Source organism: Nonomuraea thailandensis (assembly GCF_024172165.1).
GTDB lineage: Bacteria > Actinomycetota > Actinomycetes > Streptosporangiales > Streptosporangiaceae > Nonomuraea > Nonomuraea thailandensis.
Genome location: NZ_JAMZEB010000002.1, coordinates 3,825,291 through 3,852,018, shown reverse-complemented (window position 1 = coordinate 3,852,018; position 26,728 = coordinate 3,825,291). Strand labels below are relative to the sequence as shown.

The 26,728-nt window shown below is 71.7% G+C and carries 30 protein-coding genes; 17 read left to right on the top strand and 13 right to left on the bottom strand.

The window, feature by feature from the left end; genetic code table 11:
- The first annotated feature begins 11 nt into the window (after window positions 1–11).
- A complete protein-coding gene (locus HD597_RS21350) occupies window positions 12–266 on the top strand; it encodes a helix-turn-helix domain-containing protein (RefSeq protein WP_253744438.1) in 255 nt (84 codons plus the stop codon).
- 47 nt (window positions 267–313) lie between these two features.
- Window positions 314–1,240, top strand: coding sequence for an MBL fold metallo-hydrolase (locus tag HD597_RS21345; protein WP_253744437.1), 927 nt, complete (start codon window positions 314–316; stop codon window positions 1,238–1,240).
- A 10-nt stretch (window positions 1,241–1,250) separates the two neighbouring features.
- On the opposite strand, the gene HD597_RS21340 is transcribed toward HD597_RS21345, so the two are convergent.
- Window positions 1,251–2,207, bottom strand: a complete 957-nt coding sequence (locus HD597_RS21340; RefSeq protein WP_253744436.1) for a radical SAM protein — start codon at window positions 2,205–2,207, stop codon at window positions 1,251–1,253.
- A 126-nt stretch (window positions 2,208–2,333) separates the two neighbouring features.
- Between HD597_RS21340 and HD597_RS21335 the strand changes: the two genes are divergently transcribed.
- Genes HD597_RS21335 through HD597_RS21325 form a run of 3 tightly spaced genes read left to right on the top strand, consistent with a single transcriptional unit; the run spans window position 2,334 to window position 3,942 of the window.
- Window positions 2,334–2,657: a DMT family transporter gene (locus tag HD597_RS21335; protein ID WP_253744435.1), complete on the top strand. Its 324-nt coding sequence runs from the start codon at window positions 2,334–2,336 to the stop codon at window positions 2,655–2,657.
- On the top strand, window positions 2,654–3,562 hold the full coding sequence (locus HD597_RS21330) for a DUF952 domain-containing protein (RefSeq protein WP_253744434.1): 909 nt from the start codon (window positions 2,654–2,656) through the stop codon (window positions 3,560–3,562). Before HD597_RS21335 ends, HD597_RS21330 begins: the two co-directional genes overlap by 4 nt.
- Window positions 3,559–3,942: a nuclear transport factor 2 family protein gene (locus HD597_RS21325; RefSeq protein ID WP_253744433.1), complete on the top strand. Its 384-nt coding sequence runs from the start codon at window positions 3,559–3,561 to the stop codon at window positions 3,940–3,942. The genes HD597_RS21330 and HD597_RS21325 overlap by 4 nt, the downstream gene beginning before the upstream one ends.
- Before the next feature lie 33 nt (window positions 3,943–3,975).
- Here HD597_RS21325 and HD597_RS21320 read toward each other — a convergent pair whose 3' ends face one another.
- Complete coding sequence (locus HD597_RS21320) at window positions 3,976–4,266, bottom strand: hypothetical protein (protein ID WP_253744432.1); 291 nt, start codon at window positions 4,264–4,266, stop codon at window positions 3,976–3,978.
- Window positions 4,267–4,608: 342 nt separating this feature from the next.
- Here HD597_RS21320 and HD597_RS21315 point away from each other — a divergent pair, with 342 nt between their 5' ends.
- The 5 genes from HD597_RS21315 to HD597_RS21285 all read left to right on the top strand — a co-directional run bounded on the left by HD597_RS21315 (window position 4,609) and on the right by HD597_RS21285 (window position 11,413).
- Window positions 4,609–4,875, top strand: a complete 267-nt coding sequence (locus HD597_RS21315) for a hypothetical protein (protein ID WP_253744431.1) — start codon at window positions 4,609–4,611, stop codon at window positions 4,873–4,875.
- Between the two features lie 84 nt (window positions 4,876–4,959).
- A complete protein-coding gene (locus tag HD597_RS21310) occupies window positions 4,960–6,234 on the top strand; it encodes a cytochrome P450 (protein WP_276082980.1) in 1,275 nt (424 codons plus the stop codon).
- 815 nt (window positions 6,235–7,049) lie between these two features.
- Entirely contained in the window at window positions 7,050–8,753 is a 1,704-nt protein-coding gene (locus HD597_RS21295; RefSeq protein WP_276082979.1) for an enoyl-CoA hydratase-related protein, read from the top strand.
- The gene (locus HD597_RS21290; RefSeq protein ID WP_308210673.1) at window positions 8,728–10,299 is read left to right on the top strand and encodes a helix-turn-helix domain-containing protein; all 1,572 of its coding nucleotides are present in this window, start codon (window positions 8,728–8,730) and stop codon (window positions 10,297–10,299) included. Before HD597_RS21295 ends, HD597_RS21290 begins: the two co-directional genes overlap by 26 nt.
- 76 nt (window positions 10,300–10,375) lie before the next feature.
- Entirely contained in the window at window positions 10,376–11,413 is a 1,038-nt protein-coding gene (locus tag HD597_RS21285) for a tyrosine-type recombinase/integrase (RefSeq protein WP_308210672.1), read from the top strand.
- A 391-nt stretch (window positions 11,414–11,804) separates the two neighbouring features.
- Here the strand turns inward: HD597_RS21285 and HD597_RS21280 are convergent, their stop codons facing one another.
- The 3 genes from HD597_RS21280 to HD597_RS21270 all read right to left on the bottom strand — a co-directional run bounded on the left by HD597_RS21280 (window position 11,805) and on the right by HD597_RS21270 (window position 13,653).
- Window positions 11,805–12,455, bottom strand: a complete 651-nt coding sequence (locus HD597_RS21280) for a DsbA family oxidoreductase (RefSeq protein WP_253744429.1) — start codon at window positions 12,453–12,455, stop codon at window positions 11,805–11,807.
- A 40-nt stretch (window positions 12,456–12,495) separates the two neighbouring features.
- Window positions 12,496–12,858, bottom strand: coding sequence for an antibiotic biosynthesis monooxygenase family protein (locus HD597_RS21275; RefSeq protein ID WP_253744428.1), 363 nt, complete (start codon window positions 12,856–12,858; stop codon window positions 12,496–12,498).
- 171 nt (window positions 12,859–13,029) lie between these two features.
- Window positions 13,030–13,653: a cyclophilin-like fold protein gene (locus tag HD597_RS21270; RefSeq protein WP_253744427.1), complete on the bottom strand. Its 624-nt coding sequence runs from the start codon at window positions 13,651–13,653 to the stop codon at window positions 13,030–13,032.
- Window positions 13,654–13,754: 101 nt separating this feature from the next.
- On the opposite strand from HD597_RS21270, the gene HD597_RS21265 reads away from it, so the two are divergent.
- The 3 genes from HD597_RS21265 to HD597_RS21255 are packed head-to-tail and all read left to right on the top strand — an operon-like array spanning window position 13,755 to window position 15,450.
- Window positions 13,755–14,642 carry a helix-turn-helix domain-containing protein gene (locus HD597_RS21265; RefSeq protein WP_253744426.1) on the top strand — a complete coding sequence of 296 codons (888 nt, stop codon included), beginning with the start codon at window positions 13,755–13,757 and terminating at the stop codon, window positions 14,640–14,642.
- A gap of 8 nt (window positions 14,643–14,650) precedes the next feature.
- Window positions 14,651–15,175 (top strand): SDR family oxidoreductase, encoded by a 525-nt coding sequence (locus tag HD597_RS21260; protein ID WP_308210671.1) that lies wholly within the window; start codon window positions 14,651–14,653, stop codon window positions 15,173–15,175.
- Window positions 15,154–15,450 carry a DoxX family protein gene (locus HD597_RS21255; RefSeq protein WP_253744424.1) on the top strand — a complete coding sequence of 99 codons (297 nt, stop codon included), beginning with the start codon at window positions 15,154–15,156 and terminating at the stop codon, window positions 15,448–15,450. Before HD597_RS21260 ends, HD597_RS21255 begins: the two co-directional genes overlap by 22 nt.
- Before the next feature lie 31 nt (window positions 15,451–15,481).
- Here the strand turns inward: HD597_RS21255 and HD597_RS21250 are convergent, their stop codons facing one another.
- Together HD597_RS21250 and HD597_RS21245 are read right to left on the bottom strand one after the other, a co-directional pair.
- Window positions 15,482–15,925: a YdeI/OmpD-associated family protein gene (locus HD597_RS21250; protein ID WP_253744423.1), complete on the bottom strand. Its 444-nt coding sequence runs from the start codon at window positions 15,923–15,925 to the stop codon at window positions 15,482–15,484.
- A 79-nt stretch (window positions 15,926–16,004) separates the two neighbouring features.
- Entirely contained in the window at window positions 16,005–16,652 is a 648-nt protein-coding gene (locus HD597_RS21245) for a class I SAM-dependent methyltransferase (protein ID WP_253744422.1), read from the bottom strand.
- Between the two features lie 105 nt (window positions 16,653–16,757).
- Between HD597_RS21245 and HD597_RS21240 the strand changes: the two genes are divergently transcribed.
- A complete protein-coding gene (locus HD597_RS21240; RefSeq protein WP_253744421.1) occupies window positions 16,758–17,357 on the top strand; it encodes a helix-turn-helix domain-containing protein in 600 nt (199 codons plus the stop codon).
- A gap of 90 nt (window positions 17,358–17,447) precedes the next feature.
- Window positions 17,448–18,428, top strand: a complete 981-nt coding sequence (locus HD597_RS21235; RefSeq protein ID WP_253744420.1) for an aldo/keto reductase — start codon at window positions 17,448–17,450, stop codon at window positions 18,426–18,428.
- 46 nt (window positions 18,429–18,474) lie between these two features.
- Here the strand turns inward: HD597_RS21235 and HD597_RS21230 are convergent, their stop codons facing one another.
- The 3 genes from HD597_RS21230 to HD597_RS21220 all read right to left on the bottom strand — a co-directional run bounded on the left by HD597_RS21230 (window position 18,475) and on the right by HD597_RS21220 (window position 21,123).
- On the bottom strand, window positions 18,475–19,824 hold the full coding sequence (locus HD597_RS21230; RefSeq protein ID WP_253744419.1) for an MFS transporter: 1,350 nt from the start codon (window positions 19,822–19,824) through the stop codon (window positions 18,475–18,477).
- Window positions 19,817–20,416: a helix-turn-helix domain-containing protein gene (locus tag HD597_RS21225; protein WP_253744418.1), complete on the bottom strand. Its 600-nt coding sequence runs from the start codon at window positions 20,414–20,416 to the stop codon at window positions 19,817–19,819. The genes HD597_RS21230 and HD597_RS21225 overlap by 8 nt, the downstream gene beginning before the upstream one ends.
- A 98-nt stretch (window positions 20,417–20,514) precedes the next feature.
- A complete protein-coding gene (locus HD597_RS21220; RefSeq protein ID WP_253744417.1) occupies window positions 20,515–21,123 on the bottom strand; it encodes a TetR/AcrR family transcriptional regulator in 609 nt (202 codons plus the stop codon).
- A 361-nt stretch (window positions 21,124–21,484) separates the two neighbouring features.
- Between HD597_RS21220 and HD597_RS21215 the strand changes: the two genes are divergently transcribed.
- Entirely contained in the window at window positions 21,485–22,222 is a 738-nt protein-coding gene (locus tag HD597_RS21215) for a methyltransferase (protein WP_253744416.1), read from the top strand.
- Window positions 22,223–22,229: 7 nt separating this feature from the next.
- On the opposite strand, the gene HD597_RS64645 is transcribed toward HD597_RS21215, so the two are convergent.
- From HD597_RS64645 to recD2, 3 genes are all read right to left on the bottom strand, one after another.
- On the bottom strand, window positions 22,230–22,823 hold the full coding sequence (locus HD597_RS64645) for a GNAT family N-acetyltransferase (RefSeq protein WP_308210670.1): 594 nt from the start codon (window positions 22,821–22,823) through the stop codon (window positions 22,230–22,232).
- Window positions 22,820–24,016: a L,D-transpeptidase gene (locus HD597_RS21205; protein WP_253744415.1), complete on the bottom strand. Its 1,197-nt coding sequence runs from the start codon at window positions 24,014–24,016 to the stop codon at window positions 22,820–22,822. The genes HD597_RS64645 and HD597_RS21205 overlap by 4 nt, the downstream gene beginning before the upstream one ends.
- A gap of 154 nt (window positions 24,017–24,170) precedes the next feature.
- Entirely contained in the window at window positions 24,171–26,339 is a 2,169-nt protein-coding gene (gene recD2, locus HD597_RS21200) for an SF1B family DNA helicase RecD2 (protein ID WP_253744414.1), read from the bottom strand.
- 196 nt (window positions 26,340–26,535) lie between these two features.
- Here recD2 and HD597_RS21195 point away from each other — a divergent pair, with 196 nt between their 5' ends.
- The gene (locus HD597_RS21195; protein ID WP_185104967.1) at window positions 26,536–26,721 is read left to right on the top strand and encodes a DUF4236 domain-containing protein; all 186 of its coding nucleotides are present in this window, start codon (window positions 26,536–26,538) and stop codon (window positions 26,719–26,721) included.
- The last annotated feature ends 7 nt before the right edge of the window (window positions 26,722–26,728 follow it).

Here is a 26,728-nt window from a genome sequence, read left to right as displayed (position 1 = left end):
AAGGTGGGGGCATGGTGCGACCACCGCTGACCCCCGAGGAACGCCTGCGCGGCGAGCAGCTCGGCCACGTTCTGCGCCAGGCCCGCGGCGAGCGCAGCATCGTCGAGGTCGCCGCGCAGGCCGGCATGTCCGCCGAGACCCTGCGCAAGATCGAGACCGGCCGCATCGCCACCCCGGCGTTCTTCACCATCGCCGCCCTGGCCGACGTGCTCGGCATCTCCCTCGACCGCCTCGCCGTCCGCTCCACCCCCGCGCCCACCCCCTAGCGAAAACGCCAGGAAACCTCCCCGCGGGGAGGGCTATCCTCCTGCCCATGATCACGCATCCGGAGCTCCTGGAGCGCGGCCACCCGTTCCGGCAGTGGAAGACCTGGCGCCTGCCCGGCACCCGGCTCACCCTCACCGGCTACTCCCGCGCCGCCGACAAGACGTTCTTCCACATCCCCGAGCTGAAACTCGCCCTCGACGCGGGCCTGGCCGAAGGCCGCCAGGCCGACACGGTGCTGCTCACCCACACCCACCTCGACCACGCCAAGGACCTCGACTTCCTGGCCACCCGCCCCACCGGCGTCGACATCCACGTCCCCGAGCAGGCGCTGCCGTACGTGCGCCACTACCTGCGCGCCACCACCGAGCTCAACCAGAGCGCCGCCTACGACGCCACCCTGGCCGCCGGCGCCCGCGTGCACGGCGTACGGCCCGGCCAGGAGTTCCCCCTCGGCAGGAACGCCTCCCACACGGTGCGCGTCCTGCACACCGAGCACAAGGTGCCCAGCGCCGGCTACGGCGTCGCCGAGAACCGGCGAGCCCTCCTGCCGGAGACCGAACAGCTCAAGGCGAGCCTCGGCGCCGCCGAGTTCGGCCGGCTCCTCGCCGAGCGCCGCAGGCGCGGCATCGCCGTCGACCGGCAGGTCCAGCGGCCCCTGTTCGCCTACCTCGGCGACACCCACGCCGACGCCCTGCCCCGCAACCCGGCCCTGGCCGAATACCCCGTGATCATCACCGAGTGCACCTACCTCGACGACACCCAGGCCGAACGGGCCCGCCGCGTGGGGCACACCGTGTGGAGCCAGCTCAAACCGTACGTCCTGGCGCACCCGCGCACCCTGTTCGTCCTCACCCACTTCAGCCTGCGCCACACCGACCGCGAAGTGCTCGACTTCTTCGACCGGGAGAACGTGCCCAACGTGCTGGCCTGGGCACACGCCGGCAGCCACCTGCCCGAGCAGCACCAGCGCTGACCCCGGGGGGTCACACGAGCGCCAGCTGCGCCGCCCTCGGCTCGCGCCGCACCGCCTCCGGCGCGCCGCACTCCATCCCGTACACCCGGCACAACTGCGCGATCTGCCCCGTGATCCGCCCCTCGTACGCCTCCGGCGGCAGCCCCGACCGGTCGTACAGCTCCTCATAGCGCGCCACCAGCTGCGGATGCGCCTGCCCCAGCCACTGCAGGTACCACTCGCGCGTCCCCGGCGGCAGCCGCAGCACCACCGGCTCCACCCGCCGCACCCCCGCCGCCGCGATCCGCCGCACCGTCGCCCCCAGCTGGTCGGCCGCGTCGCTGAGCAGCGGCAGCACCGGCGCCATCACCACCCGGCAGTCCACCCCTGCCTCCACCAGCGCCGAGACCAGCTCCAGCCGCGCCTGCGCCGAAGGCGCCCCCGGCTCCACCGAGCGCCGGATCCGCTCGTCCACGAACGCGATCGACACCGCCACCCGCGCCCCCGCCCGTGCCAGCAGCTCCGCGTCGCGCAACACCAGCGGCCCCTTGGTGTACACCGTGAACGGCGTGCCCGACCCCGCCAGCGCCCCGATCACGTGCGGCATCAGCCGGTAGGTCTCCTCGGCCTGCTGATAGCAGTCGCCGCCCAGCCCCACCGCCAGCTCGCTGCCGTCCCAGCGCGCCAGCTCCGCCCGCAGCCGCTCGGCCACGTTCGGCCGCACCACGATCCGCGTGTCGAAATCACGCCCGGTGTCCAGGCCCAGCCGCCGGTGCGCGGCACGGGCGCCGCAGCCGCGGCAGGCATGGGCGCAGCCACGGTAGGGGGAGACGGCCCACTGCTGGGCGATGCCCGCGGCCTGCGGCACCCGTTCGATCACCGTGCGGGCCTGCAGCTCGTAGAAGCCGCCCCGCACCACCGCCCGCCGCTCGATCAGCGGACGATCGTCGTCGTCGGCGTCGACCAGCGAAAGCGCGTCCCAAGCCACACCCTCCAGTGGAACACGTATTCGACTGCGTTTTCAAGCGGTTCACGCGAACGCGGCGGCTGCCCGGGGGAGTACTAAAATCAGGACACCCGTACCACTTTTGCGAACCCCGGAGAACAACCACCCATGGCCTGGCTCCTGCTCGCCCTCGCCATCACCACCGAAGTCCTCGCCACCACCGCGCTCAAGCTCAGCAACGGCTTCACCCACCTCGGCTGGACCGTCGCCGTCGCCGCCGGCTACATCACCTCCTTCGCCCTCCTGTCACGCGTCCTGAAACTCCAGCTCGACATGGGCACCGCCTACGCCGTCTGGTCCGGCGCCGGCACCGCCGCCATCGCCCTCATCGGCGCCGCCTTCATGGGGGAGACCCTCACCCCCCTCAAGATCGGCGGTATCCTGCTGATCATCGGCGGCGTCGTCCTCCTCAACCTCGCAGGTGGCCATTGAACCCACACCCCGCACAGGCCGGCCAGGGGCCCGCACAGGCGCCCAGCCAGGAACGCAGCCGCCGCCGGCGCACCACCCTCCTCAACGCCGCCGTCACCCTGCTCACCGAAGGCGGCTTCAACGCCGTCACCCACCGCGCCGTCGCCTCCCGCGCCCGCCTGCCCCTGGCCGCCACCACCTACTACTTCGCCTCCCGCGACCAGCTCCTGGCCGAAGCCTTCGCCCAGCTCGTCGAGACCGAGCTCGCCACCACCCGCACCTGGATCACCCGGCACGGCCTGGCCGCCCTCACCGACCAGGTCGCCACCGCCGACCGCACCCGCCAGCTCGGCCTGTGGGAGCTCTACGTCCACGCCGGCCGCGACCCCGTCCTGCAGCACATCGCCCGCCGCTGGACCGACGGCTGCGTCCACCTCATCGCCGAAACCCTCGGCCTGCCCGGCACCGACCCCCGCGTCCGTCTCCTCTACACCACCGTCTCCACCCTGTGGCTCGAGCACGTCGTCGAGCAACGCCCTCTCGGCCAGGCCCGCGACCTGCTCACCCTCGCCCTGTCCCACGCCACGAGAAAGGACCCCATGACCGGCCCCATCCACCACCTGGCCCTGCGCACCGACTGGGACGACGCCCGCGCGGCGGGGGAGTACCGCATCTCCACCCTCGGCCGCACCCTCGAACAGGAAGGGTTCATCCACTGCAGCCGCGACCTCACCCAGCTGCACGGCGTGCACACCGCCTACTACAGCCACCTGTCCGAGCCGCTGCTCGTCCTCGACATCGACCCCACCGGGCTCGACATCCGTTTTGAGAACGGCTTCCCCCACCTGTACGGGCCCCTGCCCGTCACCGCCGTCACCGCCACCCGCCCCTACCGGCCCGCGGCACCGGGGGAGAGCACCCCATGACCCGCCTGGACACCCGGCAGGCCGCCCAGCGCTTCGCCGACACCTGGCAACACGGCTGGACACGGCACGACGTCGCCGCCATCACCGCCCTCTACCACGACGACGCCGTCCACACCAGCATGCCGTTCCGCCCCCCGCACCACGGCAAACAGGCCATCGCCGACTACATCGCCTGGTCCTTCACCGGCGAGAGCGACCCCCAGGTGACCTTCTCCGCACCCGTCACCGACGGCGACCAGGCCGCCATCGAGTTCCGCGTCCACGCCTACGACAACGGCCGCCCCGTCACGCTCGCGGGCTGCGTCTTCGCCCAGTTCGACGCCGACGGCCTCGCCGTACGGACCCGCGACTACTGGCACACCGCCGACGGCCACCACTGAACAGGCGGGCCCGCCGGCGTCACCACCGAACGCTCAGCGCACCACCCGCAGCGGCGCGCGACCGGCGCCCTGCATGGGGGCCTGCACCGGCGGCTGCACCGGCTGCCGGCCGTGACCGTGGTTCGGGACCGGAGCAGGGGAGGGGGCCGCCTGAGGGCGCACCATCTGCTGGGTCTGCTGCGTCTGCTCGGCCCGCTCGGCGCACCCGCCCGCGCAGTACCCGTTCGTCACGATCAGCCGCCCCCGCAGCGGCGTGTACGACTCCTTACCGGAAGCGGGCAGAACCCTCTGGCACACCGGGCATAACACCGACTCGTTCCCCACGTGCTGCTCCTCTCGCGGCGCGAATAGCAGGAGCTCCACCCTATGACCACACATGAGGCGAAGGACAGGGAATCAACGAAAAGTCAAGCCGGGCGTCAGCGCCCGCACAGGCCGCCCCACCAGAGCCGATGACACCGCGTAACCCCCGCTCAGCCGCCCTCCCGGCACCCCTCGCACCCCTCCCGGAACGCACCGCCCACGCCGTAAAAATCTTCCCGCCAACCCCGGCCGCCCCACCCGCCGAGGGGAGCCCCGGCCACCCTTACTTGACATAATGTTCATTATCGAGCAACCACGGACGGGGCCCGCATAAACCCACCGCACCCGGGAAGACGCCCCACCATGCCCCCGATCCAGATCGCCTCACCCATCACCTCACCCAGCATCATCGCGCTCACCGCGGTCGTCACCGCCGCCGCCATCTGGCTCATCATCCTCGCCGCCAGACTCACCAGAAACCCACGCAACCGCCCCGGCATCAGCGTCGACCTCGTCGACCAGGCCCGCGAACTCAAAGCACTCGGACAGATACAGGAAGCCGTCTTCCTCGTCCGCGGCGAAACCGGCATGAGCCAGCGCGCCGCCGCCCGCTTCGTCAACCGCCTATAAGCCACCACTAATACAACGCTTCGCCGCCCCCCACCACGGGAATGCCACCCTGGCCACCATCCACCCGGCCCAGGGAGACCACCCATGCCCTCACCGCCCGCTCCGGCGCCACCACCCGCCCTCACCCAGGCAGGCCACGCCCTGGCCAGCCCCCGCACCTACACCGACGAAACCCACCTCCACGACGCCCTCACCCTCCTGCGCCACCAAGCCCCCGTCCACCACGTCGACGCCCCCGGCTACCACCCCTTCTGGGCCGTCACCCGCCACACCGACATCCTCACCATCGAACGCGACCACACCCTCTGGCTCAACGCCCCCCGCCCCGTCCTGCGCACCACCGCACTCGACCACGCCCTCCACACCCGCCGGCAACAAGGCAAAGCCCTCACCAGCATCGTCCACCTCGACGAACCCCACCACCGCCCCCTGCGCGCCGTCGCCGCCGACTGGTTCCGCCCCCACGCCATGCGCACCCTGCACACCCGCATCCGCGACCTGGCCCGCCGCCACGTCGACCTCATGGCCCAGCACGGCACCACCTGCGACTTCGCCCGCCAGATCGCCGCCCACTACCCCCTCTACGTCATCCTCACCCTCCTCGGCCTGCCCGAATCCGACTTCCCCCGCATGCTCCACCTCACCCAGCAGCTCTTCGGCCACGACGACGACGAAACCGGACGCGGCACCGGCACCCCCCGCGACCACACCGGCGTCCTGGAAGACCTCTTCGCCTACTTCCACCACCTCACCGCCACCCGCCGCGCCCACCCCACCACCGACCTCGCCTCCCGCATCGCCAACGCCCGCATCGACGGCCGCCTCCTCGACGACAACACCGCCGCCTCCTACTACATCCTCATCGCCACCGCCGGCCACGACACCACCAGCTCCACCATCGCCGGCGGCTTGGAAGCCCTCATCCGCCACCCCGGACAGCTGCACCGCCTGCGCCAGGACCCCGCCCTGCTGCCGTCCGCCGTCGAGGAGATGATCCGCTGGGTCAGCCCCGTCAAGGCGTTCATGCGCACCGCCGCCGCCGACACCCACGTGCGCGGCGTCCGGATCGGCCAGGGCGAGTCGGTGCTGCTGTCGTACCCGTCGGCCAACCGGGACGAGGACGTCTTCGACGAGCCGTTCCGCTTCGACGTCGGGCGGGAGCCGAACCGGCATCTGGCGTTCGGGTTCGGGGTGCATTTCTGCCTGGGCGCGGCGCTGGCGCGGATGGAGGTCTCGGCGTTGTTCGCCGAGCTGCTGCCCCGGCTGGCGCGGGTCGAGCTGGACGGTGAGCCGGCGTGGACGGCGACGACGTTCGTGGGCGGGCTGAAGCGGCTGCCGATTCGCTACTCCCTCACTTGACCGCTGGTTGGGCGAAAGTATGCGTTACCGTACAGAAGCTGGATTCTGTCTGGTTTAGGCAATATCGTCACTTTTGCTCTTCAAGGTCCGTTTTCGCGAGGTCTGGCGTACAAGGGCATGCGCGGCTCAGGCGGCGGGCACGTCGGGATCCGGCCATCGGCACGCGGTGCTGTCTGCGCCGGCGCGGCCGAGGAGGCGCGCGGCGAGGACCGCCCGCGATCGCGCCGGGCGGGGCGGCGCGCCGGTCCGGTCCGTTGGCCGCCGGCTGCCCGGTCGGGGCCGGTGGTGATCGGTGCCACTCCCCTGCTCGCGGCCGCCAACCGGTGATCAAGGGCCGCTCAAGGGGTTTTGGGGGTGCGGGGAGCCCGGGGCGGGGCGGCGGGTTTGGATCGCCGTTGCGCGGGATTGGGTCAAGGGGCTGTCGGGGACTCGTGTCCTGGGCCTGACCTGGGCGGGCGGGGTGCGGAGTGATGCTGGAGGGTGTCGGCGCAGGTGGTGTGTGGTGGTGCGGCTCCGTTCGCGGGTCGTGCCGTCGCCTGGGGGTCCGGGTCGCCTCCCTCGCCCGGGCCCCCTCCCCTGGTTCGGTGTCCCGCACCTGGAGGGATTTTCTGGGCAAAGCGGGTCAATTGGGGCTGGTCAGGGTGGCTTTTTGCGGTGAATGGTCACCAGTAGTGGAAGTTTCGTGTCAGCATCGTGGGATGTATGGGTCATATGGGTCTGCCGTAAATGCCTGTGACACGTGTGTGTGCCCGTGTCCGGGCTGGTAGGTCCCGCCCTGGTGTAGCCGTCTCCCCTGCTCGGAAAGAAGTGCCGCGTTGCGTATCCTGCTGCTCTGCTCCTCCTTCAACGGCCTGACCCAGCGTGCGTGGCTGGAGTTGCGCCGGGCCGGTCATGACGTTTCGGTCGAGCTGGCCCTGTCGCCGGAGGTGATGGTGGAGGCGGCCGAGCTGGCCAAGCCGGATCTGATCATCTGCCCGTTCCTGAAGGAGCGGGTGCCTGAAGCGTTGTGGCGGGCTCACCGTACGGTGATCGTTCATCCGGGGCCGCCCGGCGATCGGGGGCCGTCGTCGCTGGACTGGGCGATCCTCGAGGGTGAGGCGGAGTGGGGTGTGACGGCTCTGCAGGCGGTCGAGGAGATGGATGCGGGGCCGATCTGGGGGTTCCGTACGTTCGCGATGCCGTCGGAGGCGCCGCGTAAGTCGGCGTTGTACAACGGGCCGGTGGCCGAGGCGGCGGCGGAGCTGGTGGTGGAGGTGGCGGCGAAGGCGGGTGACGCGTCGTTCGTGCCGGCGCCGCTGGATTACCGCTCCCCTGGTGTGCGGGGGCGGTTGCGGCGGGCGATGAGGCATGCCGATCGGGAGTTCTCGTGGTCGGAGCCGACGGAGGACGTGCTGCGGCGGGTGCGGGCGGCCGATGGGGCGCCGGGCGGGCGGGCCGAGTTGTGCGGTCTGCCGGTGCGGGTGTTCGACGTGTATCGGGGGCCGGAGCTGTCGGGTGCGGCGGGGCAGGTGGTGGCGCGGCGTGAGGGCGCGGTGCTGGTGCACACCGGTGACGGGACGGTGTGGGTGGGTCATCTGCGGGTGGAGCAGGACGGGGCGATCAAATTGCCGGCGGCGATGGCGCTGGGTGAGGCGGTGGCGGGGGTGCCGCAGCGGTCGGGGTACAGCGAGATCACCTATGACCGCAGTGAGGGGGTGGGGGTGGTGAGTTTCGATTTCTACAACGGGGCGATGTCGACGGAGCAGTGCAGGCGGCTGGCTTCGGCGTTGCGGTACGCGGTGGCGCAGGATACGCGGGTGCTGGTGGTGCGGGGTGGTGAGGTGTTCTCCAACGGGATTCATCTGAACGTGATCGAGGCGGCGCGGCATCCGGAGCTCGAGGCGTGGATGAACATCAATGCGATCAACGCGGTGTGCCGGGAGATCGTGGGGTGCACGAGCCAGCTGGTGGTGACGTCGATCGGGGGGAACGCGGGTGCGGGCGGGGTGATGATGGGGCTGGGCGCCGATCGGGTGGTGGTGCGGGATTCGGTGGTGCTGAATCCGCATTACCGGACGATGGGGTTGTTCGGCAGTGAGTACTGGACGTATGTGCTGCCGCGGCGGGTGGGTGCGGAGCATGCGTTGCGGCTGACGCAGGAGGCGTTGCCGGTGGGGGCGGCGGAAGCGGTGGAGTGCGGGCTGGCGGACAAGGCGTTGCCGGGGTCGCGGCTGGATTTCGAGCGGCGGGTGCTGGAGTACGCGGAGCGGCTGGCCGCGGATCCGGGTTACGATCGGTTGCTGGCGGGCAGGCGGCAGGTGCGTGAGGTCGATGAGCGGCGTAGGCCGCTGGATGCGTACCGGGCTGAGGAGCTGGCGGAGATGAGCCGGGACATGTTCGACGACCGCGGCGGGTTCCGGCTGGCGCGGCGGGAGTTCGTGCGGAAGGTGAAGGCTGCGGCGACGCCGGAGCGGTTGGCGGGTCATCGGGAGTTGTCCGGCGCGTCGCTTGCGGGTGGCGCGGGGGCATCTCATATGTGAGATATGGTTGCCTGTTGTGGCAGATGATTATCTTGTGCGGATCGGCCGGCTGATCCGGGATGCGCGCCAGCATCGCGGGTGGACTCAGCTGCAGCTTGCCGACGCGCTGGCGACGAGTCAGAGCGCGGTCAACCGCATCGAGCGTGGTAACCAGAACATCAGTCTTGAGATGATCGCCCGGATCGGTGAGGCGCTCGACAGTGAGATCGTCTCGCTCGGTTATGCGGGGCCGATGCATCTGCGGGTGGTGGGCGGTCGCCGCCTTTCGGGCAGTATCGATGTCAAGACGTCGAAGAACGCGTGCGTGGCGCTGTTGTGCGCGTCGCTGCTGAACTCGGGCCGCACCATCTTGCGGAAGGTGGCGCGGATCGAGGAGGTGTACCGGATCCTGGAGGTGCTGGCCTCGATCGGGGTGCGGGCGCGGTGGATCAACGAGGGCAGTGATCTGGAGATCGTGCCGCCGTCCCGGCTGGAGCTGGAGGCGATGGACACGGAGGCGGCGCGCCGTACCAGGAGCGTGATCATGTTCCTGGGGCCGCTGATGCATCGCACGGAGCAGTTCCAGATCCCGTACGCGGGCGGGTGTGATCTGGGCACCCGTACGGTGCAGCCGCACATGTCGGCCCTGCGGCACTTCGGGCTGGACATCACCGCGACGGGCGGGTTCTATCACGCGCGGGTGGATCGGGCGGTGGCGCCGTCGCGGCCGATCGTGCTGACGGAGCGGGGTGACACGGTCACGGAGAACGCGTTGCTGGCGGCGGCGCGGCACGACGGGGTGACGGTGATCCGTAACGCCTCCTCCAACTACATGGTGCAGGACCTGTGCTTCTTCCTGGAGCAGCTCGGGGTGCGGGTGGAGGGCATCGGCACGACGACGCTGACCGTGCACGGGCTGCCGGAGATCGAGCGGGACGTCGACTACTCCCCCTCCGAGGATCCGGTGGAGGCGATGAGCCTGCTGGCCGCGGCGGTGGTGACGTCGTCGGAGCTGACGATCTGCAGGGTTCCGGTGGAGTTCCTGGAGATCGAGCTGGCGGTGCTGGAGGAGATGGGGCTGGATCACGACCGGGGGCGGGAGTATCCTGCGGCCAACGGGCGGACGCGGCTGGTGGATCTGACGGTGCGGCCGTCGAAGCTGGTCTCCCCCATCGACAAGATCCATCCGATGCCGTTCCCGGGGCTGAACATCGACAATGTGCCGTTCTTCGCGGCGATCGCGGCGGCGGCGCAGGGGTCGACGCTGATTCACGACTGGGTGTACGACAACCGGGCGATCTATCTGACGGAGCTGACGCGGCTGGGGGCGTCGGTGAAGCTGCTGGATCCGCATCGGGTGCTGGTGGAGGGGCCGACGCGGTGGCGCAGCGCGGAGATGATGTGCCCGCCGGCGCTGCGGCCGGCGGTGGTGGTGCTGCTGGCGATGATGGCGGCCGAGGGCACGTCGGTGCTGCGGAACGTGTACGTGATCAATCGGGGGTATGAGGATCTGGCCGAGCGGCTGAACGCGCTGGGGGCGCGCATAGAGACCTTCCGCGACATCTGAGGTTTCTGTCGGTGCGGGCCGCTACCGTCGTTGCTGGATCTTCTCGCTCGTTGGCGGTGAGGGAAAGGGGCGGCGGGTGCGGCCTGCGGAGCTGGACCGGGTGACGGTGGCGGAGGCGGCGGACCGGTATGTGGAGCTGGTGCGGGCCAGGACTCTGACGGGGGCGTTGTCGCCGGCGACGGCGGAGGTGTATGCGCGGGACGTGGCGACGCTGGTGGAGCTGGCCGGTGAGCGGGTGGTGCTCGACGATCTGACGGGCGCGGACGTGGATGCGATTCTGCTGGCGTTCGCGCGTAAGCCGGATGGGCGCTCCTCCCCCGGGTCGGCGCGTGAGGGTGAGTGGGCGGGGCAGTCGCCGTCGTCGCAGGCGCGGTTCCGGCGGTCGATCTCGGCGTTGTTCAAGCATGCGGCGCTGGCGGGGTGGGTGCAGATCAACCCGATGACGGTCTCGACGGTGACGTCCCGGCAGCGGGGCGGGTTGCGGGCCGAGCGGCGGGCGTTGACGCGGGAGCAGGCGCAGGGGCTGGTCGGGGCGGCGCGGGGGTTGCAGGAGGCGCCGGCGGAGCCGGGTAAGCGGCGTGATCAGCGTACGGGGCTGCGGGACGCGGTGATCGTGTTGCTGCTGGCGACGGTGGGGCCGCGGGTGTCGGAGCTGGTGCGGGCGAATGTGGAGGATTTCTTCACCAACGACGGGGTGCGGTACTGGCGGATCTTCGGCAAGGGCGGGCGGACGCGGGATGTGCCGTTGCCTGATGACGTGGCGCAGGTGTTGCAGGCGTATCTGGTGCGGGGGCGGCCGGAGATGGCCGGCGCGGGGGGCGAGAAGGCGTTGCTGCTGTCGTGGCGGGGGCGGCGGCTGGCGCGGGGGGATGTGCAGGCGGTGATCGATCGGGTGCAGCGGCGGGTGGACCCGGATCAGCGGCGGTCGGTGACGCCGCATGGGTTGCGGCATACGACGGCGACGCACCTGCTGGCCGATGCGGTGGACATGGATGCGGTGCGGCGGGTGCTGGGGCACAGTGACCTGTCTACGCTGGGGCGGTATCGCGATGAGCTGCCGGGTGAGCTGGAGGTGGCGATGCGGTCGCATCCGCTGCTGCGGGGCCGCCCCTGACGGGCCCCGCCCCGATCACCCCGCCTGATCATCCTGCCTGATCATCCTGCCCGGTCTCGCGCCCGGATCACGCCTGGGAGACCGGGCGTCCCCGGTTCCCGTCGGGGCGGCGGCCTTGGCCGGATCCGTGCGGGAGGGCAGGCGGATCCGGTTCCCGGCCGGGAGACGACCTTGCCGGATCCGCCTGAGGGAGCACGCGTACCCGGGTCCGGCCGGGAGGCGGGCTTGCCCGCTGCCCTTCGGGAGAGCGGGCGCGCCCGTCCGTACCGGCCCGCGCGTTCAGGCCGGTACCGACGTCCGGCGTCCCGGCCCGGTCGTGGCCGGTGGTGCCGGCCAGGAGGCCCAGGTGCGCGGGCCGGGGTGACCGGATCGGGGTGACCGGGCCAGGCTGTCAGGCTGGCCGGTGTGGCGTGATCGGGGCGTCGGTGAGGTCGTTGCGCAGCAGTTGCCGCAGGTCGGCTACCGACTGCACGCCGGGGACGGGCGGGCGGCCGTCGATGACGAGGCTGGGCACGCCGGTGACGCCGTGTTGTGCGGCGCGGCGGCGGTCGGCGTGTACCTCGGCGGCGTAGTCGTCGCCGTCCAGGAGGGCGCGCACCTGACCGGTGTCCAGCCCGGCCTCCCCGCCGAGGCGTTGCAGGACCTGCGCGTCGGCCACGTTGTGCCCGTCGGTGTGGTACGCGTGCAGCAGCAGCTCCATCATCTCCTCGGCCCGGCCGTGGGCGGCGGCGAGCTTGACCAGCCGGTGGGCGTCGAAGGTGTTCACCGGGCGGGCCAGATGCAGGTTCAGCTCCAGGCCTTCGGCCGCGCCCAGCGACCGGATCCGGTCGATGCGGGATTGCGCCTGCTCGCCCCACCAGCCGGCCATGGCCTGGGCGGCGGTCGGGCCGGGGGTGCGGTTCTCGCCGGGCGCGAGTTCGTAGGCGCGCCAGGTGATCTCGATGCCGTCGCGGCGGGGGTGCCGGGCCAGGGCGGCGGTGAGGCGTCTTTTGCCGATGTAGCACCAGGGGCACAGCACGTCGGCGTAGATGTCGAGCTTCATGGACGTCCCGCGCGGTGAGCCGGCGGCTGGAAGCGGGCGATCAGGCATCGAGGCGCTGCGGGCCGGGGCCGACCTCGCGGACGACGGTGTAGGTGGGCAGCCCGGTCATGCGTGGTTCGGCCTTGCCGGACAGGCCCTGCAGTGCCTTGCCGATGGCGGCCGTGCGCCTGTCGGTGTCGGAGGTCTCCGCGAAGTGGCGGTAGTCCGCCTCGCTGGCCCAGTGCACGATGTTGTAGACGCGGGTGCCGTCGGTGCTGATGTGGAAGCGGGCCGAGCGGTAGCCGGGGTGGAAGCGTACCCACCGTTCCTGGATCTCGGCGAACGCCTCGACGAGTTCGCGTTGCGTGTCAGGGCCGTCGACGGTGTAGTCGATGATCGAATAGAAGCCGGGATCGGTGCTCACGGTGGGTACTCCTCAACGTTGGTCGCGGGGCGGCGGCCCCGGCCGCCATCGTGCAATCTCAACCGCGGTTGAGGTCAACCGGCCGTGCGCGGGGGTGCCCCGTCCCGCATCGACGACCCCAGGCCTCGCGTACGCGGGCCGCGCCGCCTGCGGGTCCGTGACGGCGGAGCCTCAGGCCCGGCCGCCGGGCGTCTGTGACACCCGGACGGTGATCCGGTCGCCCGCCTCGGCGAGCCTGTCCAGGCCGGTCGTGATGACGCCGAGGCGGATCAGGCCCGGGTCGGGGACCGCCTGGCCGAGGTCGTCGTAGTAGACGGCGATCATCTGGCTGGAGGGCCAGAAGTAGATCTCGCCCGGGATCGGGTCGTGGACGGGGGTGCCGCCGTCGAGCGGGTGTGGGAGCGGCCCGGCCTTGGCCTGTCCCCATGCGTCCGTCAGGTGCAGGGTCAGGGGCAGCATCGCGGCGAGCTGCCGCGACGGCGGGGTGTCGGTCAAGGTGGCGGTGACGGCCTGGCCGCCGAACCGCAGCACCACCGGGATCGGCCAGGCGGTGCTCGCCGTGTTCGCCCGCGTCCCCGGCGTCTGCGGGCCGGTCAGGGGCGGGCGGGCCGACGTCGAGCACCCGGCGAGCGCGGCGATGATCAGGGCGGCGATGATCAGGCAGGTGGCAAGTCGGCGGGCCCGGGCGGCGAGGAGCGCGCCAGCCGTGACGGAGCCGGCGAGGGAGGCGGCGAGGGAGGCGATCATGTGGCCGGCGAGGGAGGCGGTGGCGGAGCCGGTCATGGGGGCGGTCATGGGCTCCAGCACATCGGGGGTGCGTGGTGCGGGGAAGTCACTGCTGATGGGTGTACTGCCAGTACATCCCAGTCTGTTCGGAGTTGGCGTACGGTCGGGGCATGGACAACCGGTCCGAGGTGCGGGAGTTCCTCACCTCACGACGCGCCAGGATCACCCCCGGGCAGGCGGGCCTGCCCGCTGCCGGGCAGCGCCGTGTCCCCGGGCTGCGGCGCAGTGAGGTCGCCGCTCTGGCCGGGATGAGCGTGGAGTACTACGCCAAGCTCGAACGCGGCCACCTGGCGGGCGTGTCGGCCGGGGTGCTCGACGCGCTCGCCCGCGCCCTGCGCCTGGACGACGCCGAGCGCGCGCACCTGCTGCGCCTGGCGCACGAGGCCGACGGCAGCAACGCCGTCCTGCGCCGCCGCCGGCCCCGGCAGCCGGTGGCGCGCCCCGGCCTGCAGTGGATGCTCGACGCCGTCACCACCGCCCCGGCGATCATCGGCAACGACCGGTCGGACCTGCTGGCCGCCAATCACCTGGGCCGCGCCCTGTACTGCGACGTCCACGCCGCCGCCGACCCCACCCGTCCGCCGAACTTCGCCCGCTTCACCTTCCTCGACGGCGCCGCCCGCCGCTTCTACCCCGACTGGGACCTGGCCGCCGACATGACCGTGGCCAACCTGCGCACCGCCGCCGGCAAGGACCCCCACGACAAGGCCCTGCACGACCTGGTCGGCGAGCTGTCCACCCGCAGCGACGAGTTCCGCCTTCGCTGGGCGGCGCACAACGTCCGGACGCACGGCAGCGGGGTCAAGCACGTCCGTCACCCCGTCGTCGGGGAGCTCGCCCTGGCCTACGAGAGCATGGATCTGCGTGCGGAGCCCGGCCTGTCCATGACGGTCTACACCGCCGAGCCCGGCTCCCCCACCGAGGACGCGCTGCGCCTGCTCGCCTCCTGGGCGGCCACGCAGGAGCACGCCGGGCGCCCGCACGTCGAACGCGCCTGACCTGCGAAGTGCCACCGGCGGAGACCGCGCGGAATCAGAGGGCGCCCGCCCCCGAGTCACGGCTTCCCGGCCCAAGCCCGGGCCTGCCATCGCCGACAACCGGAGCGGAAGGCGTCACGGCCGCCGCGTTCCCCGCCGATGTGCTGGACCGCCCCTCCCTGGCCGCTGCTCTCGACGCGGCGGCCGAGCGGTTCGGCGGCATCGACGTGCTGGAGTACTCCCCCGCGCCGCACGCCCCTGTGCCCGGCCACACCCTGGCCGTGCCCACCGAGGTCACGGCGGACAACCTGCAGTCACAGCTCGAATACCTCGTCTACGGCGCGCCGGCCGCCGCCCGCGCGGTGCTGCCCGCCATGCGGCAGGCCGGCGCCGGCACGCTGCTGTTCACCACCGGCGGCGGCTCGGTGCACCCCATCGCCATGCTCGGCAACGTCAACGCCGCCGCCGCGGCGCTGCGCAACTGGGATCTGCACGAGCGCCGTGACCAGTCCTGTGGATCGTGCTGGCCGTCATGTTCGGCATCGCCGGAGTGATGAAGGCCACCCAGCCCAAGGACGAACTCGCCGCCAGGCTGCCGTGGGCCGAGGACTTCTCCGCCGGCACCGTCCGCCTCATCGGCGTCGCCGAGCTCGCCGGCGCGCTCGGGCTGACCCTGCCCGCCCTCACCGGCATCGCCCCGATCCTGACCCCGCCGGCCGCCCTCACCCACGCCCGCCGCAGGGAACCGTCCGCGATCGCGTTCAACGCGGTCCTGTTCGTCCTGGCCGCGTTCGTCGCCTGGGCCCGCCTCGGCCCGTACGGCTTCTGACCGGTGGGCAGCCGCCCTGTGTCAGTGGCGACTACCGTTGCCCGTCCCGCAGCCTGGCCAGAGCCTGGTCGATGCGCCGCGCGCGGGTCTCGGGCTTCTTCGCGCTCTCGATGGCGAGCACGTGCTCCCGCTTGCGGCTGTGGGACAGGCGGTCGTAGGCGGCCCGGGCGGCCGGGTCGGCGTCCAGGGCGCGGGCGAAGTCGCCGGGCTCGGCCACGACGGGAGGCTCGGCGTCGAGTTCCAGCTCGACCTCGACCTCCTCGCCGGTCGCGACACCGGCCGCCCGCCGGTTGGCGTTGCTGAGGCCGAGCAGGCAGCGGCCGCGCATGATGGCGACCCGGCTCTTCCACGTGTGCCCGTTGAGCGTGATGGTCACCCTCGGCCGCTTGCCGCCGCCGAGCGCCTCCACCACCTCTTCGGGGACCTCCAGCCCTCTCATGGGCTCGGCAGGTTCGACAAGGGTCCGGAACTTCATGGTGTGCCCCCGCTCCGTGAGTGTGCGCCGATCCGGCCGGCACTTGGTATGACCGGCGGCGCGCAGGAATGTGACGGGTCTACCCGCGTCGGGTGGCGCGTACGACGACGTCATGCAGAGGGACGGTGCGGCCGGGCACGGTGCGCAGGTGCTCTTCGGCGGTGACGATCTCCCACTCGGTGTCGCGCAGGCGGGCGGTGATCGCGGCGGGGGTGGCCGACGCCTCGGCGGGAGGGTGGTGGTCGTGACCCCCGGAGGCGGGGCCGGATGAGGAGTGGCCGGGACGGGAGTGGGAGGTGTGCAGGTGGCCGACGATGAGCAGGGTGCCGCCGGGGGCCACCCAGCCGGCGATGCGCTCGTAGAAGTCCTGCTGCGGCGTCGAGGGGTGGGCGTAGTGGGTCATGACCAGGTCGAACGGCGCGTCCGGCCGCCAGAGGGTCAGGTCGGCCCGGACCCAGCGCAGGCGTGCGGCGGCGCCGCTCGCCGCCGCGCGCCCGGCGGCGACGGTCAGGGCCTGGGAGGAGATGTCGGCGGCGGTGACGTCCCAGCCGCGCTCGGCGAGCCAGATCGCCTCGGCGCCGCCGCCGCACCCGGCGTCCAGGGCCGTGCCGGGTGTCAGGCCGGCGGTCTCGCGGGCGAGGTACGGGTTCGGCGGGTGGCCGCCCATGGAGGCGTGCCCCGCGTGCCAGTGCTGCTCCCAGTAGTCCTTGTCGAAGGCGTGCGTCATCGGTGATCTTCCTCGTTCGCAGGGTGACGGGCTCGGTTCGTCCCTCATGGTGGTGAACGAACCGGCCGATGCGCAAACCTTGTTGCCGAATGGCAAACTGGCCGGATGGACGAGACGATTGACCGCACCCTCGACGCCGTCGGCCCCAGGCTGAAACGCCTGCGGCTGCAGCGGGACGTGACGCTGTCCGGCCTCGCGGCCCAGACCGGGATCTCCGCCAGCACGCTGTCGCGGCTGGAGGCGGGCCTGCGGCGCCCCACGCTGGAGCAGCTGCTGCCGCTGGCCCGCGCCTACGGGGTCACGCTGGATGAGCTCGTCGACGCGCCGCCGACCGGCGATCCCCGCGTCAACCTGCGTCCTATCACCGCCGGTGACGGCATGGTCGTCCTGCCGCTGACCCGCAGGCCCGGAGGGATCCAGGCCTACAAGTTCGTCCTGCCGGCCGGGCGCGACGACGCCGAGCCGGACCTGCGCACCCATGAGGGCTACGACTGGGTCTACGTGCTCAACGGGACGCTGCGCCTCGTCCTGGGGGAGCATGACCTGCTGCTCGAGCCCGGGCAGGCGGCGGAGTTCGACACGCGCACCCCGCACTGGTTCGGGGCCACCGGCGCCGGTCCCGTGGAGTTCCTGAGCCTCATCGGCACGCAGGGCGAGCGCGCGCACGTCCGGGTCGCGCCGAGGCGCGTCGCCGGGCGCCCGTAGCCGACCGAACTGTTTGGTTTGGGCTTTTCGCGTTGCGGGGGTAGCGTGGGCGGCAAGAACCGAACAGTTCGGTTTGGCGATGGGAGGGCCATGATGCAGCAGCGTGTTCTGGGTGCTCAGGGGCTGGTGGTGTCGGCGATCGGCTACGGCTCGATGGGGCTGACCATGGCGTACGGGCCCGGCGACGAGAAGGCCGGCGTCGCGGCGCTCCGCCGCGCCTACGAGCTGGGCGTGACGTTCTTCGACACCGCCGAGCTGTACGGGCTCGGCACCGGCTCGAACGAGATCCTGGTCGGCAAGGCGCTCAGGGACGTCCGCGAGGAGGTGGTGATCGCCACCAAGTTCGGCTTCGACCTGTCCGGCGGGCTCACCGGCGCGCTCAACAGCCGCCCGGACAACATCCGCAAAGTCGCCGACAACAGCCTGCGCCATCTCGGCGTCGACCGGATCGACGTGTTCTACCAGCACCGCGTCGACCCCGACGTGCCGATCGAGGACGTCGCGGGGGCCGTCAAGGAGCTCATCGAGGCGGGGAAGGTGAAGTACTTCGGCCTGTCGGAGGCCGGCGCGCGCACGATCCGCCGCGCGCACGCCGTGCAGCCCGTCTCGGTGCTGCAGACCGAGTACTCGCTGTTCGAGCGCGACGTCGAGCAGCTGTTCCCGGTCCTGCGCGAGCTGGGGATCGGGTTCGTGGCCTACTCCCCGCTGGGCCGGGGGTTCATCACCGGCGCCGCCAGGCCCGCCGCCGAGCACGACGCCACCGACATGCGCCACAGCCTCGACCCGCGCTGGGAGCCGGGCAACTTCGAGAAGAACGCCGAGGCGGTGGAGAGGCTGCGCGAGGTGGCCGCCGCCCGGGGCGCGACCGTCGCCCAGCTCGCCCTCGCCTGGATCCTGGCCCAGGGCGAGGACATCGTGCCGATCCCCGGCACCCGCAGCGCCGAGCGCATGCAGGAGAACGCGGCGGCGGCCGGGGTGGAGCTGACCCAGGCCGACCTGGACGCCATCGCCGAGATCCTGCCCACCGGCGGGTTCGGCGACCGCTACCGGGTCCTGCCCGCCTGGGACTGACCCGCCGTTCCGCGCCCCGGGCTCAGAGGGGGTGTCTTCGAGCTCTCTACGTGATCTTTCTGATTTTCGCCACGACGAGCAGGCCCGCTGTGATCAGCCCGCCGGCGTGCAGGCAGAGCGTGGGGACGATGCCGAGCCGGTCGCCGAGCACGCCCGCCAGCGCCATCCCGAGCAGCGACGTGGCGGCCTGGGCGCTCATGAGAAGCCCGAAGACCGCGCCCAGCCGGTCGTCGCTGGTGACCGTCTGGGCGAATGTGGTCAGCCCCGCCATCGCTGCGGCGGCCGGTAGGCCGGCCAGGGCGATCAGCGCGATGGCCGGCCACAGCTCCGGCGTCAGGATCGGGTAGCTGAACAGCGCCAGGTCGGCCAGGCCGAAGACGACCGTTCCCCATCCGAACAGCGCCCGCGGCGTGGCGTTCCCCGGGCGGGCGGCGACCATCAGGCCGCCGGCGATCCCGCCGACCGCCTGCGCCGACAGGAACAACCCGTAGGCGTCCCCTTGCCCGCCGAGCACGTCCGCCACGAACGGTGCCGCGAGTGTCCCGAAGATGCCCTCGCCGAGCCCTGTGATCATCATGTATGCCACCAGCAGGCGCACCCCGCGGTTCTGCCTGGTCAGCCGCAGCCCCGAGGTCCACTGCCCGCCCGTCGTCGCCGTGGCCGCGGGGCGGGCGGGCGCCCGCAGGCGGGCCAGCAGGAGTGCGGAGATCAGGAAGCTGGCCACGTCGATCCAGACGATGGCGGCCGGCCCGCCCGCGCCGACCGCGACCCCGCCGGCCAGCGCGCCCAGCAGTCTGGCGGCCTGGCCGCTCTGCCCGTGCAGGGCGTTGGCCCTGACGAGCTGCGAGGCGGCCACGATCTGGGGCACGAGGGCCTTCTGGGCGGGGAACAGGACCGTGCTGAGCACGCCCGTCCACAGGGCGACGGCGTAGACGATCCACACCTGGTCCGGCTCGCGTACCGCCAGCAGAGGCAGCAGCCCCAGCGCGAGCAGCACGTCCGTGATCACGAGCAGCCTGCGGCGGTCCCACCGGTCGGCGAGCACGCCCGCCAGTGAGCCGAGCAGGACGTCCGGTAACCGGGCGGCCAGCAGCATGGTGGCGCTGGACAGCGTGGACCCGGTGAGTACGTAGACGTGGTAGGCCAGGCCGGTGCTGATGACCCAGTCACCGGTCTGCGAGATCAGCCCGGCGAGGAGCAGCCGCCGGTAGTCCCGGTTCTTTCCGAGCAGGCTCCGGATCCCGTCCGGCGCTCGCCGCGCCGGCTTCTCCGGAGCGCTCGTGGCCTCCCCTGCCGGCTCCTGTCCCGGCTCCTCTTCCGGCTCCTCTTCCGGCTCCTCTTCCGGCTCCTCTTCCGGCTCCTCTTCCGGCGGGGTGGCGTCCCTGGCCTCAGTCACCGGTGCCGGTGGCCGGGAGCGGGACCAGGAGGGTGGTCAGCAGGACCGGCCGGGCTCCTTCCGGCCGCTCGCAGGGGTCGGCGATCCGCGCCATCAGCGGCTCCAGCAGGCGGGTGAACGCGGCGTCGAACGCGGCGAGCTCGTCGGGTGTGACATAGAGGTAGGAGCTGCCGATCCCGCCGCTCGTCCGCCACGGGTCCGGCTCGTCCGCGCGGCGCTCCTGCCACTCGGCCAGCCGTGCCAGCGCCCGTTCGGCGATGACCTGTTCCAGCAGGCCGCGGGCGGCCGTGACCTCGGGGCTGGACTCGGCGCCGGACCACTCCTGGGTCAGCGACGTCGCCTTCCACGGCCGTTCGCGCTCGTCTCGCGCCTCGGCCTGCTCCACGAAGCCGTACCTGGCCAGTTGCCGCAGATGGTAGGAGGCCAGGGCCTGGCTGATGCCGACCTCGCGGGCGGCGTCCGCGGCGGTCGTGGCGCCGGCCCGCATCAGCAGCTCGTGCAGTGCCAGGCGGACGGGGTGGGCGAATGCCCGCATGGCGGCCGGGTCGTCGAGCACCTGCCGTGGCCGCTTCCTCCACGATTCCAAAGACATGCTTGGAATCGAAGGTCAATCACGAGCGCATGTCAAGGAAATCCTTGGGATGCGATGAAGGCCGATCAAGGCGTGTGCGCGGTGAAGCAGGGGGCCCGTCAGCGGGGCCGGGTGGTGTCAGGGGCGGAGGTGGCGGGGAACATCCGCTGCACGGCGGCGACGATCGCGGCCCGCCGGGCGGCGATGAACGCCTCGCGCTCCTGCCCGGCGGGGACCAGGTCGGCCTGCAGGACCCAGGAGGTGGCGACCTGGCTGGTGAACATCAGGATGTCCTCGGGCGCCCAGGAGGGATCGAGGTGGCCGGCCTCCTGCGCCTGGCGCAGCTTCTCGGTCTTGCGGAGCATCGACTGCCGCACGGGATCGCCGGGCAGGGCCTGGCCGGGGGCGAGCTCCAGCTGCCCCCACATCATCAGCCGCTGCCGCTCGGGATGGCGCGACAGGTAGTCGTGCACGCGCCCGGCGTAGCCGGGAAGGTCGGTGGGGTCGATCTGGGTGGCCTCGGCCAGCGCCGACAGCTCCCGCCCGGCCACATGCCGGTACAGCTCCTCCTTGCTGCGGAAGTAGGCGTAGACGCGCTCCTTGCTGGTGCGCGCGGCCTTGGCGATCCGCTCGATGCGGGCTCCGGCGATCCCGTGGCGCGCGAACTCCGTGGTCGCCGCCGCGACGATCCGGTCGGCGACGGAATCGGTGCTGGTGGAGGCGGCCATGGCGCAAGTGTATCCAACTGAACGGTTCGGTTCGGGCGGCGGGAGAGAGCGCCGGGGCCGGGACATCGCCTGGCGGTGCCCGAACGCCGTCCAGGTGTTCCTGATGGATCAGGAGGAGTCGTTTGTCCCGGTCATGGCCGGCCGAGCCTCCTCAGCCGCCGGTGGTAGGTGTCGTCCCGCTCTCACTGGCGTCGGCGTCGTCCCCTGACCTCAGAGCCCGGCCGGGCGTGCCGCAGGTCCTCGGCGCACACTCACCTCGGCGCTCTGGCAGGGCCGATCACAACACGGCCCGGCCCGGCCCGCCCGGCAAGCGGCTTTTATCGGCATGCCGCCGAAGGGCACGCCCGCGTACGATGCCGGCATGGCCCACCCCGACCCGGCCGGTCCCCGGCAGGCCGGCCCCGCCTACGCCTCCACCCTGTCCGAGAGCGAGGCCGAGCGCATCCGCCGGTGGCACCACAGCGCCTACGAGGCCGCAAGCGCCGAAGCGGCCTCCACCCGGACCTTCACCTACCTCGGCACGACCCTGGTGATCCCGCCGCAGGTGCATCCGGTCACCGGCATGTCGCATCTGCTGGGCGAAGCGGTGCTCGCCGAGGTGCGGGATGACGATCACGTGCTCGACATGGGCACCGGCAGCGGCGTCAACGCGATCCTGGCCGCCTCGGCCGCGGCGAGGGTCCTGGCCGTGGACATCAATCCGGTCGCCGTCGAGACCGCCCGCGGCAACGCCGCCCGCAACGGTGTCGAGGGCCGCGTCGAGGTCCGCCACAGCGACGTGTTCGGCAACGTCGAGGGCCGCTTCGACCTCATCGTCTTCGACCCGCCGTTCCGCTGGTTCGCCCCGCGCGACCTGCTCGAGGCCGCCATGACCGACGAGAACTACCAGGCGATGACCACGTTCTTCCGCAACGCCAGGAGTCACCTCAGCCCTGGCGGGCGGATGCTGATCTCCTTCGGCACCTCGGGGGACCTGGCCTACCTGCGGCGGCTCGCCGGGGAGGAAGGGTTCGTGACGCGGACCGTCGCCCAGCGGAGCCTGGTCAAGGACGGCTGGACGGTCGACTACTTCGTCTTCCGCATGCTCCAGGCCCCCTGAGCGGGCCTCACAGGCGGCGTTGCAGGAGCATGCCGGGCCACTCCCCCACGGTGAAGGGGGCGACGCGGGTGAAGCCGCAGCTCTCGTAGTAGGCCACCAGGCGGCCGTCGTGGCCGGCGTAGCAGTCGACGCGCAGCAGGCCGACGCCCCGGTCGCGGGCCTCGCCGGCGGCCCGGTCGAGCAGGGCGCGGCCGATGCCGTGGCCGCCGTGACGGCGGTCGAGGACCAGGATCTGCACGTACAGCTCCGGCTCGCTGGCCGGGGTGACGTAGTCGTGGGCGGGGCCGAGGGAGATGCAGCCGGCGGGCTCGCCGCCGTGCTCGGCGATGCGCATGCCGCCGCCGGCCAGGAAGGACGTGATCTGCGCGGTGCGCTTGGGGTCGCCGGTGAAGGGACGGCTGCCCCACTGCCCGGTGCGGCCCTGGGCGGTGAGCCAGGCGACGGCGGAGTCGAACATGGCCAGGACGGCGGGCACGTCACCGTCGCGGGCCGGCCGGATGACGACCGGCCCCTGCGGCACGGGCTGCCGGGACACGGCCCGAGGCGCGGGCTCGGGCCGCTGGAGTGCGGGCTGCTGCGGGACGGCGTGGTCGCGGGTCACGACTTGCTGCTCTTGTTCAGTGCGCTGCCCTTCTTCCACTGGGAGAACGGCATCTGCCAGTATCCCCAGCCGTTGTTCCACTCCAGCTCCCGGTCGGTGCCGGTGATGTCGACGACGTCGCCGCGCTGCACGTTGTCGTAGAACCAGCGGGCCTGGTCGGGGCGGGCGTTGATGCAGCCGTGGCTGACGTTGCGCACGCCCTGGGCCCAGACGTTGTCCTTGGCGTGGACGTACTCGCCGGAGTTGGAGATCCGCACGGCGTGGTTGATCATGACGTCGTAGTAGCCGGGGTCGCCCTTCTTGCGGCCCGGGGAGATCATGCGCACGGGGCTGCCGCGTTCCATGGTCAGGTGCACGCCGGAGGTGGTGGTGTACTCGCGGGTGGTGGCCATGCCGGCGCTGATGCGCATGGTCTGGACGCGCTTGCCGTCCTTGTAGACGTACATCATCTTCTTGCGCGTGTCGACCTTGCTGATCTGCTTGGCGCCGATCTTGAGGTTGGCGGTGTAGTCCTTGACCCCGTACAGGCCCTTGCCGCCCTTGATGCCGGTGATGTTGGCGTTGAAGGTGACCTTCTGGTGGGCGGGCCAGTACTTGGCGGTGCGGTAGATGACGACGGTGTCGTTGATCCAGCGCCAGGCTCCGTCGACGGGCTTTTCCGCCTCGATCTCCAGGGCGCGCTCGATGGTCGCCTTGCTGGTGACGGGCTGGTTGAAGGTGACGATGATGGGAGCGCCGACGCCGAGGGTCTCGCCCTTGGCGTTGGGGGTGACGTCGGCGACCTGCAGCGCGCGCTCGGGCTTGGCTGTGGTGAACGTGCTGGTGGCGGTGGTGACGCCGGCGGTGGCCGAGACGTTGTAGCTGGTGGACGGCTTCAACGCGGTCCTGGACACCCAGCGGGTCTTGTCGGCGTTGTACTTGCCTTCGAGCTGCTCGCCGTCGGCCTCGACGGTGACGTTGTCGAGCGGGGCGCCGGCCGCGGCCACGACGACCTTCTTCTCGGGGCTGACCTTGCTCGCGCCCTCGTCAGGGGTGATCTTGACGGTGGGGGCCTGGGGGGTGGCGGTGGTGGTCGCCTCGGAGGCTTCCGGTGGTTGCGCGGCAGGGGCGCCGGAGCATGAGGCCGTCAGGACAGCCGCCGCGAGCAGCGCGAACGCGGTGGCGGGTCTCCTCCGAGCGGGCGCAACGTTCAACTTTGTCCTCTCCCCACGGCACCACAATGGCACCCCAAAAACTTTAATGCTCCCGCATGTAAGACGCGGAATCCTTTGGGAGAGTTCGATCACATTTCAATCACTTCTGCCGGAAGTGGGTGGCGGCCCGTCAGCGCCGCTGGTCAGCCGCGGGTCAGTGGCGGGTCAGGCGGTGTGTCAGGCCGGTGTGGCGGCGGCCCGCGCCCTTGGTGCGCACGGCCTGGGCCAGCGCCCGCCGCGAGCCCACGATGACCACCAGCTTCTTGGCCCGCGTGATGGCGGTGTAGAGCAGGTTGCGCTGCAGCATCATCCACGCGCTGGTGGCCAGCGGGATGACGACGGCCGGGTACTCGCTGCCCTGGGAGCGGTGGATGGACACGGCGTAGGCGTGGGCGAGCTCGTCGAGCTCGTCGAAGGCGTAGTCGACCGCCTCGTCCTCGTCGGTCAGGACGGTGAGCTTGTGCTCGTCCGGGCGGATGTCGGTGACGATGCCGACGGTGCCGTTGAACACCCCGGCCGCGCCCTTGTCGTAGTTGTTGCGCAACTGGGTGACCTTGTCGCCGACGCGGAAGACGCGGCCGCCGTAGCGCCGCTCCGGCATGCCCTCGCGGGCGGGCGTGAGCGCCTCCTGCAGGGCGATGTTGAGCGCGCCTGCGCCGGCGGCGCCGCGGTGCATGGGCGCCAGCACCTGGACGTCGCGGCGCGGGTCGAGGCGGAAGCGGCGCGGGATGCGGCGGGCGACGACGTCCACGGTCAGCTCGGCGATCTCCTCGGGCTCCTCGCAGGGGAACAGGAAGAAGTCCTTCATGCCCTCCAGGACGGGGTGGCGGCCGGTGTTGACGCGGTGGGCGTTGACGACGACGCCCGACTCCTGCGCCTGGCGGAAGATCTGGGTCAGGCGCACCCGCGGGACGTTGCCGGCGGCCAGCAGGTCTTTGAGCACCTCTCCGGCGCCCACGGACGGCAGCTGGTCCACATCGCCCACGAACAGCAGGTGCGCGCCGGGCGCGACGGCCTTGACCAGCTTGTTGGCCAGCAGCAGGTCGAGCATGGAGGCCTCGTCGACGACGACCAGGTCGGCGTCCAGGGGGTTGTCGCGGTCGAAGGTGGCCTCGCCGCCCAGGCGCAGTTGCAGCAGCCGGTGCACGGTGGTGGCCTCGTGGCCGGTCAGCTCGGCCAGGCGCTTGGCGGCGCGGCCGGTGGGGGCGGCCAGGATGACCCTGGCGCGTTTGGCGCGCGCCAGCAGCACGATGGAGCGCACGGTGAAGCTCTTGCCGCAGCCGGGGCCGCCGGTCAGGACGGCGACCTTCTCGGTGAGGGCCAGGCGGACGGCCTGGCGCTGCTCGGCGGCCAGCTCGGCGCCCGTCCGGCCGTGCAGCCAGGTCTCGGCGCGCTCCCAGTCGACGTCGGCGAAGGCCTTGAGCCGGTCGTGGCCGTTGTGCAGCAGGGAGAGCAGGCCGCCGGCCAGGGCGGTCTCGGCGCGGTGGAAGGGCGGCAGGTAGACGGCCGGGACGTCGTTGTCGCCGGCGGGGATCGTCTCGCGCACCACGCCCTCGTCGCCGACGAGCTCCTCCAGGCACGTGGTGACCAGCGGGGCGGGCACGTCGAGGATCTTGACGGCGTCAGCAATCAGGTTGGGGGCGGGCAGGTAGCAGTGGCCGTCGTCGGCGGCCTGCGACAGGGTGTAGCGCAGGCCGGCCTTGACGCGCTCGGGGCTGTCGTGCGGGATGCCGACGGCCTGGGCGATGGTGTCGGCGGTCTTGAAGCCGATGCCCCACACGTCGTCGGCCAGCTTGTACGGCTGGCTCCTGACGACGGAGACGGAGGTGTCGCCGTACTGCTTGAAGATGCGCACCGCGATGGAGGTGGACACGCCGACCCCCTGCAGGAAGATCATCACCTCCTTGATGATCTTCTGTTCCTCCCAGGCGGCGGCGATCATCTTCGTCCGCTTGGGGCCGAGCCCGGGCACCTCGACCAGCCGCTCGGGCTGCTGCTCGATGACCTCCAGGGTGCCGGTGCCGAAATGGTCGACGATGCGCTCGGCCATCTTGGGGCCGATGCCCTTGATCAGGCCGGAGCCGAGGTAGCGGCGGATGCCCTGCACGGTGGCCGGCAGCACGGTGCTGTAGGACCACACCTCGAACTGGCGGCCGTAGCGGGGATGGGAGGCCCAGCGGCCGCGCAGCCGCAGCGACTCGCCGACCTGGGCGCCGAGCAGGGGGCCGACGACGGTCAGCAGGTCGGCGCCGGAGCGTTCGGTGGCGACGCGGGCGATCGTGTAGCCCGTCTCCTCGTTGGCATAGGTGATGCGTTCAAGCACGGCGTCCAGCGTCGCTGCGGCCGGGCCGTCTTGACCTTGCGCCACCTGATCCTCCCCTTTCGTCTGGGGCCAGATTAGAGCAGGAACCGCCCGCCGCTGCCGGGCCGGGGCATTACCTCCGCTTTGAACAAGGCGATATGTCGCGCGTTCCCGGGGTAGTCGAAGGCTTTCCGCGAACTCAACGGAGGAAAGCGATATGGGCTTGAGCTACCGGAAGTCGATCAAGATCGGGCCGTTCCGGCTGAACCTGTCCAACCGCGGCGTCGGCCACAGCTGGGGCAACCGGCTGTTCCGGGTGACGCGCGGCGCCGACGGGCGCCGTACGGTGTCGGTCAACCTGCCCGGCGGCTTCACCTGGCGCAAGACCCGCGCCCGCCGCTGAGGGGCTG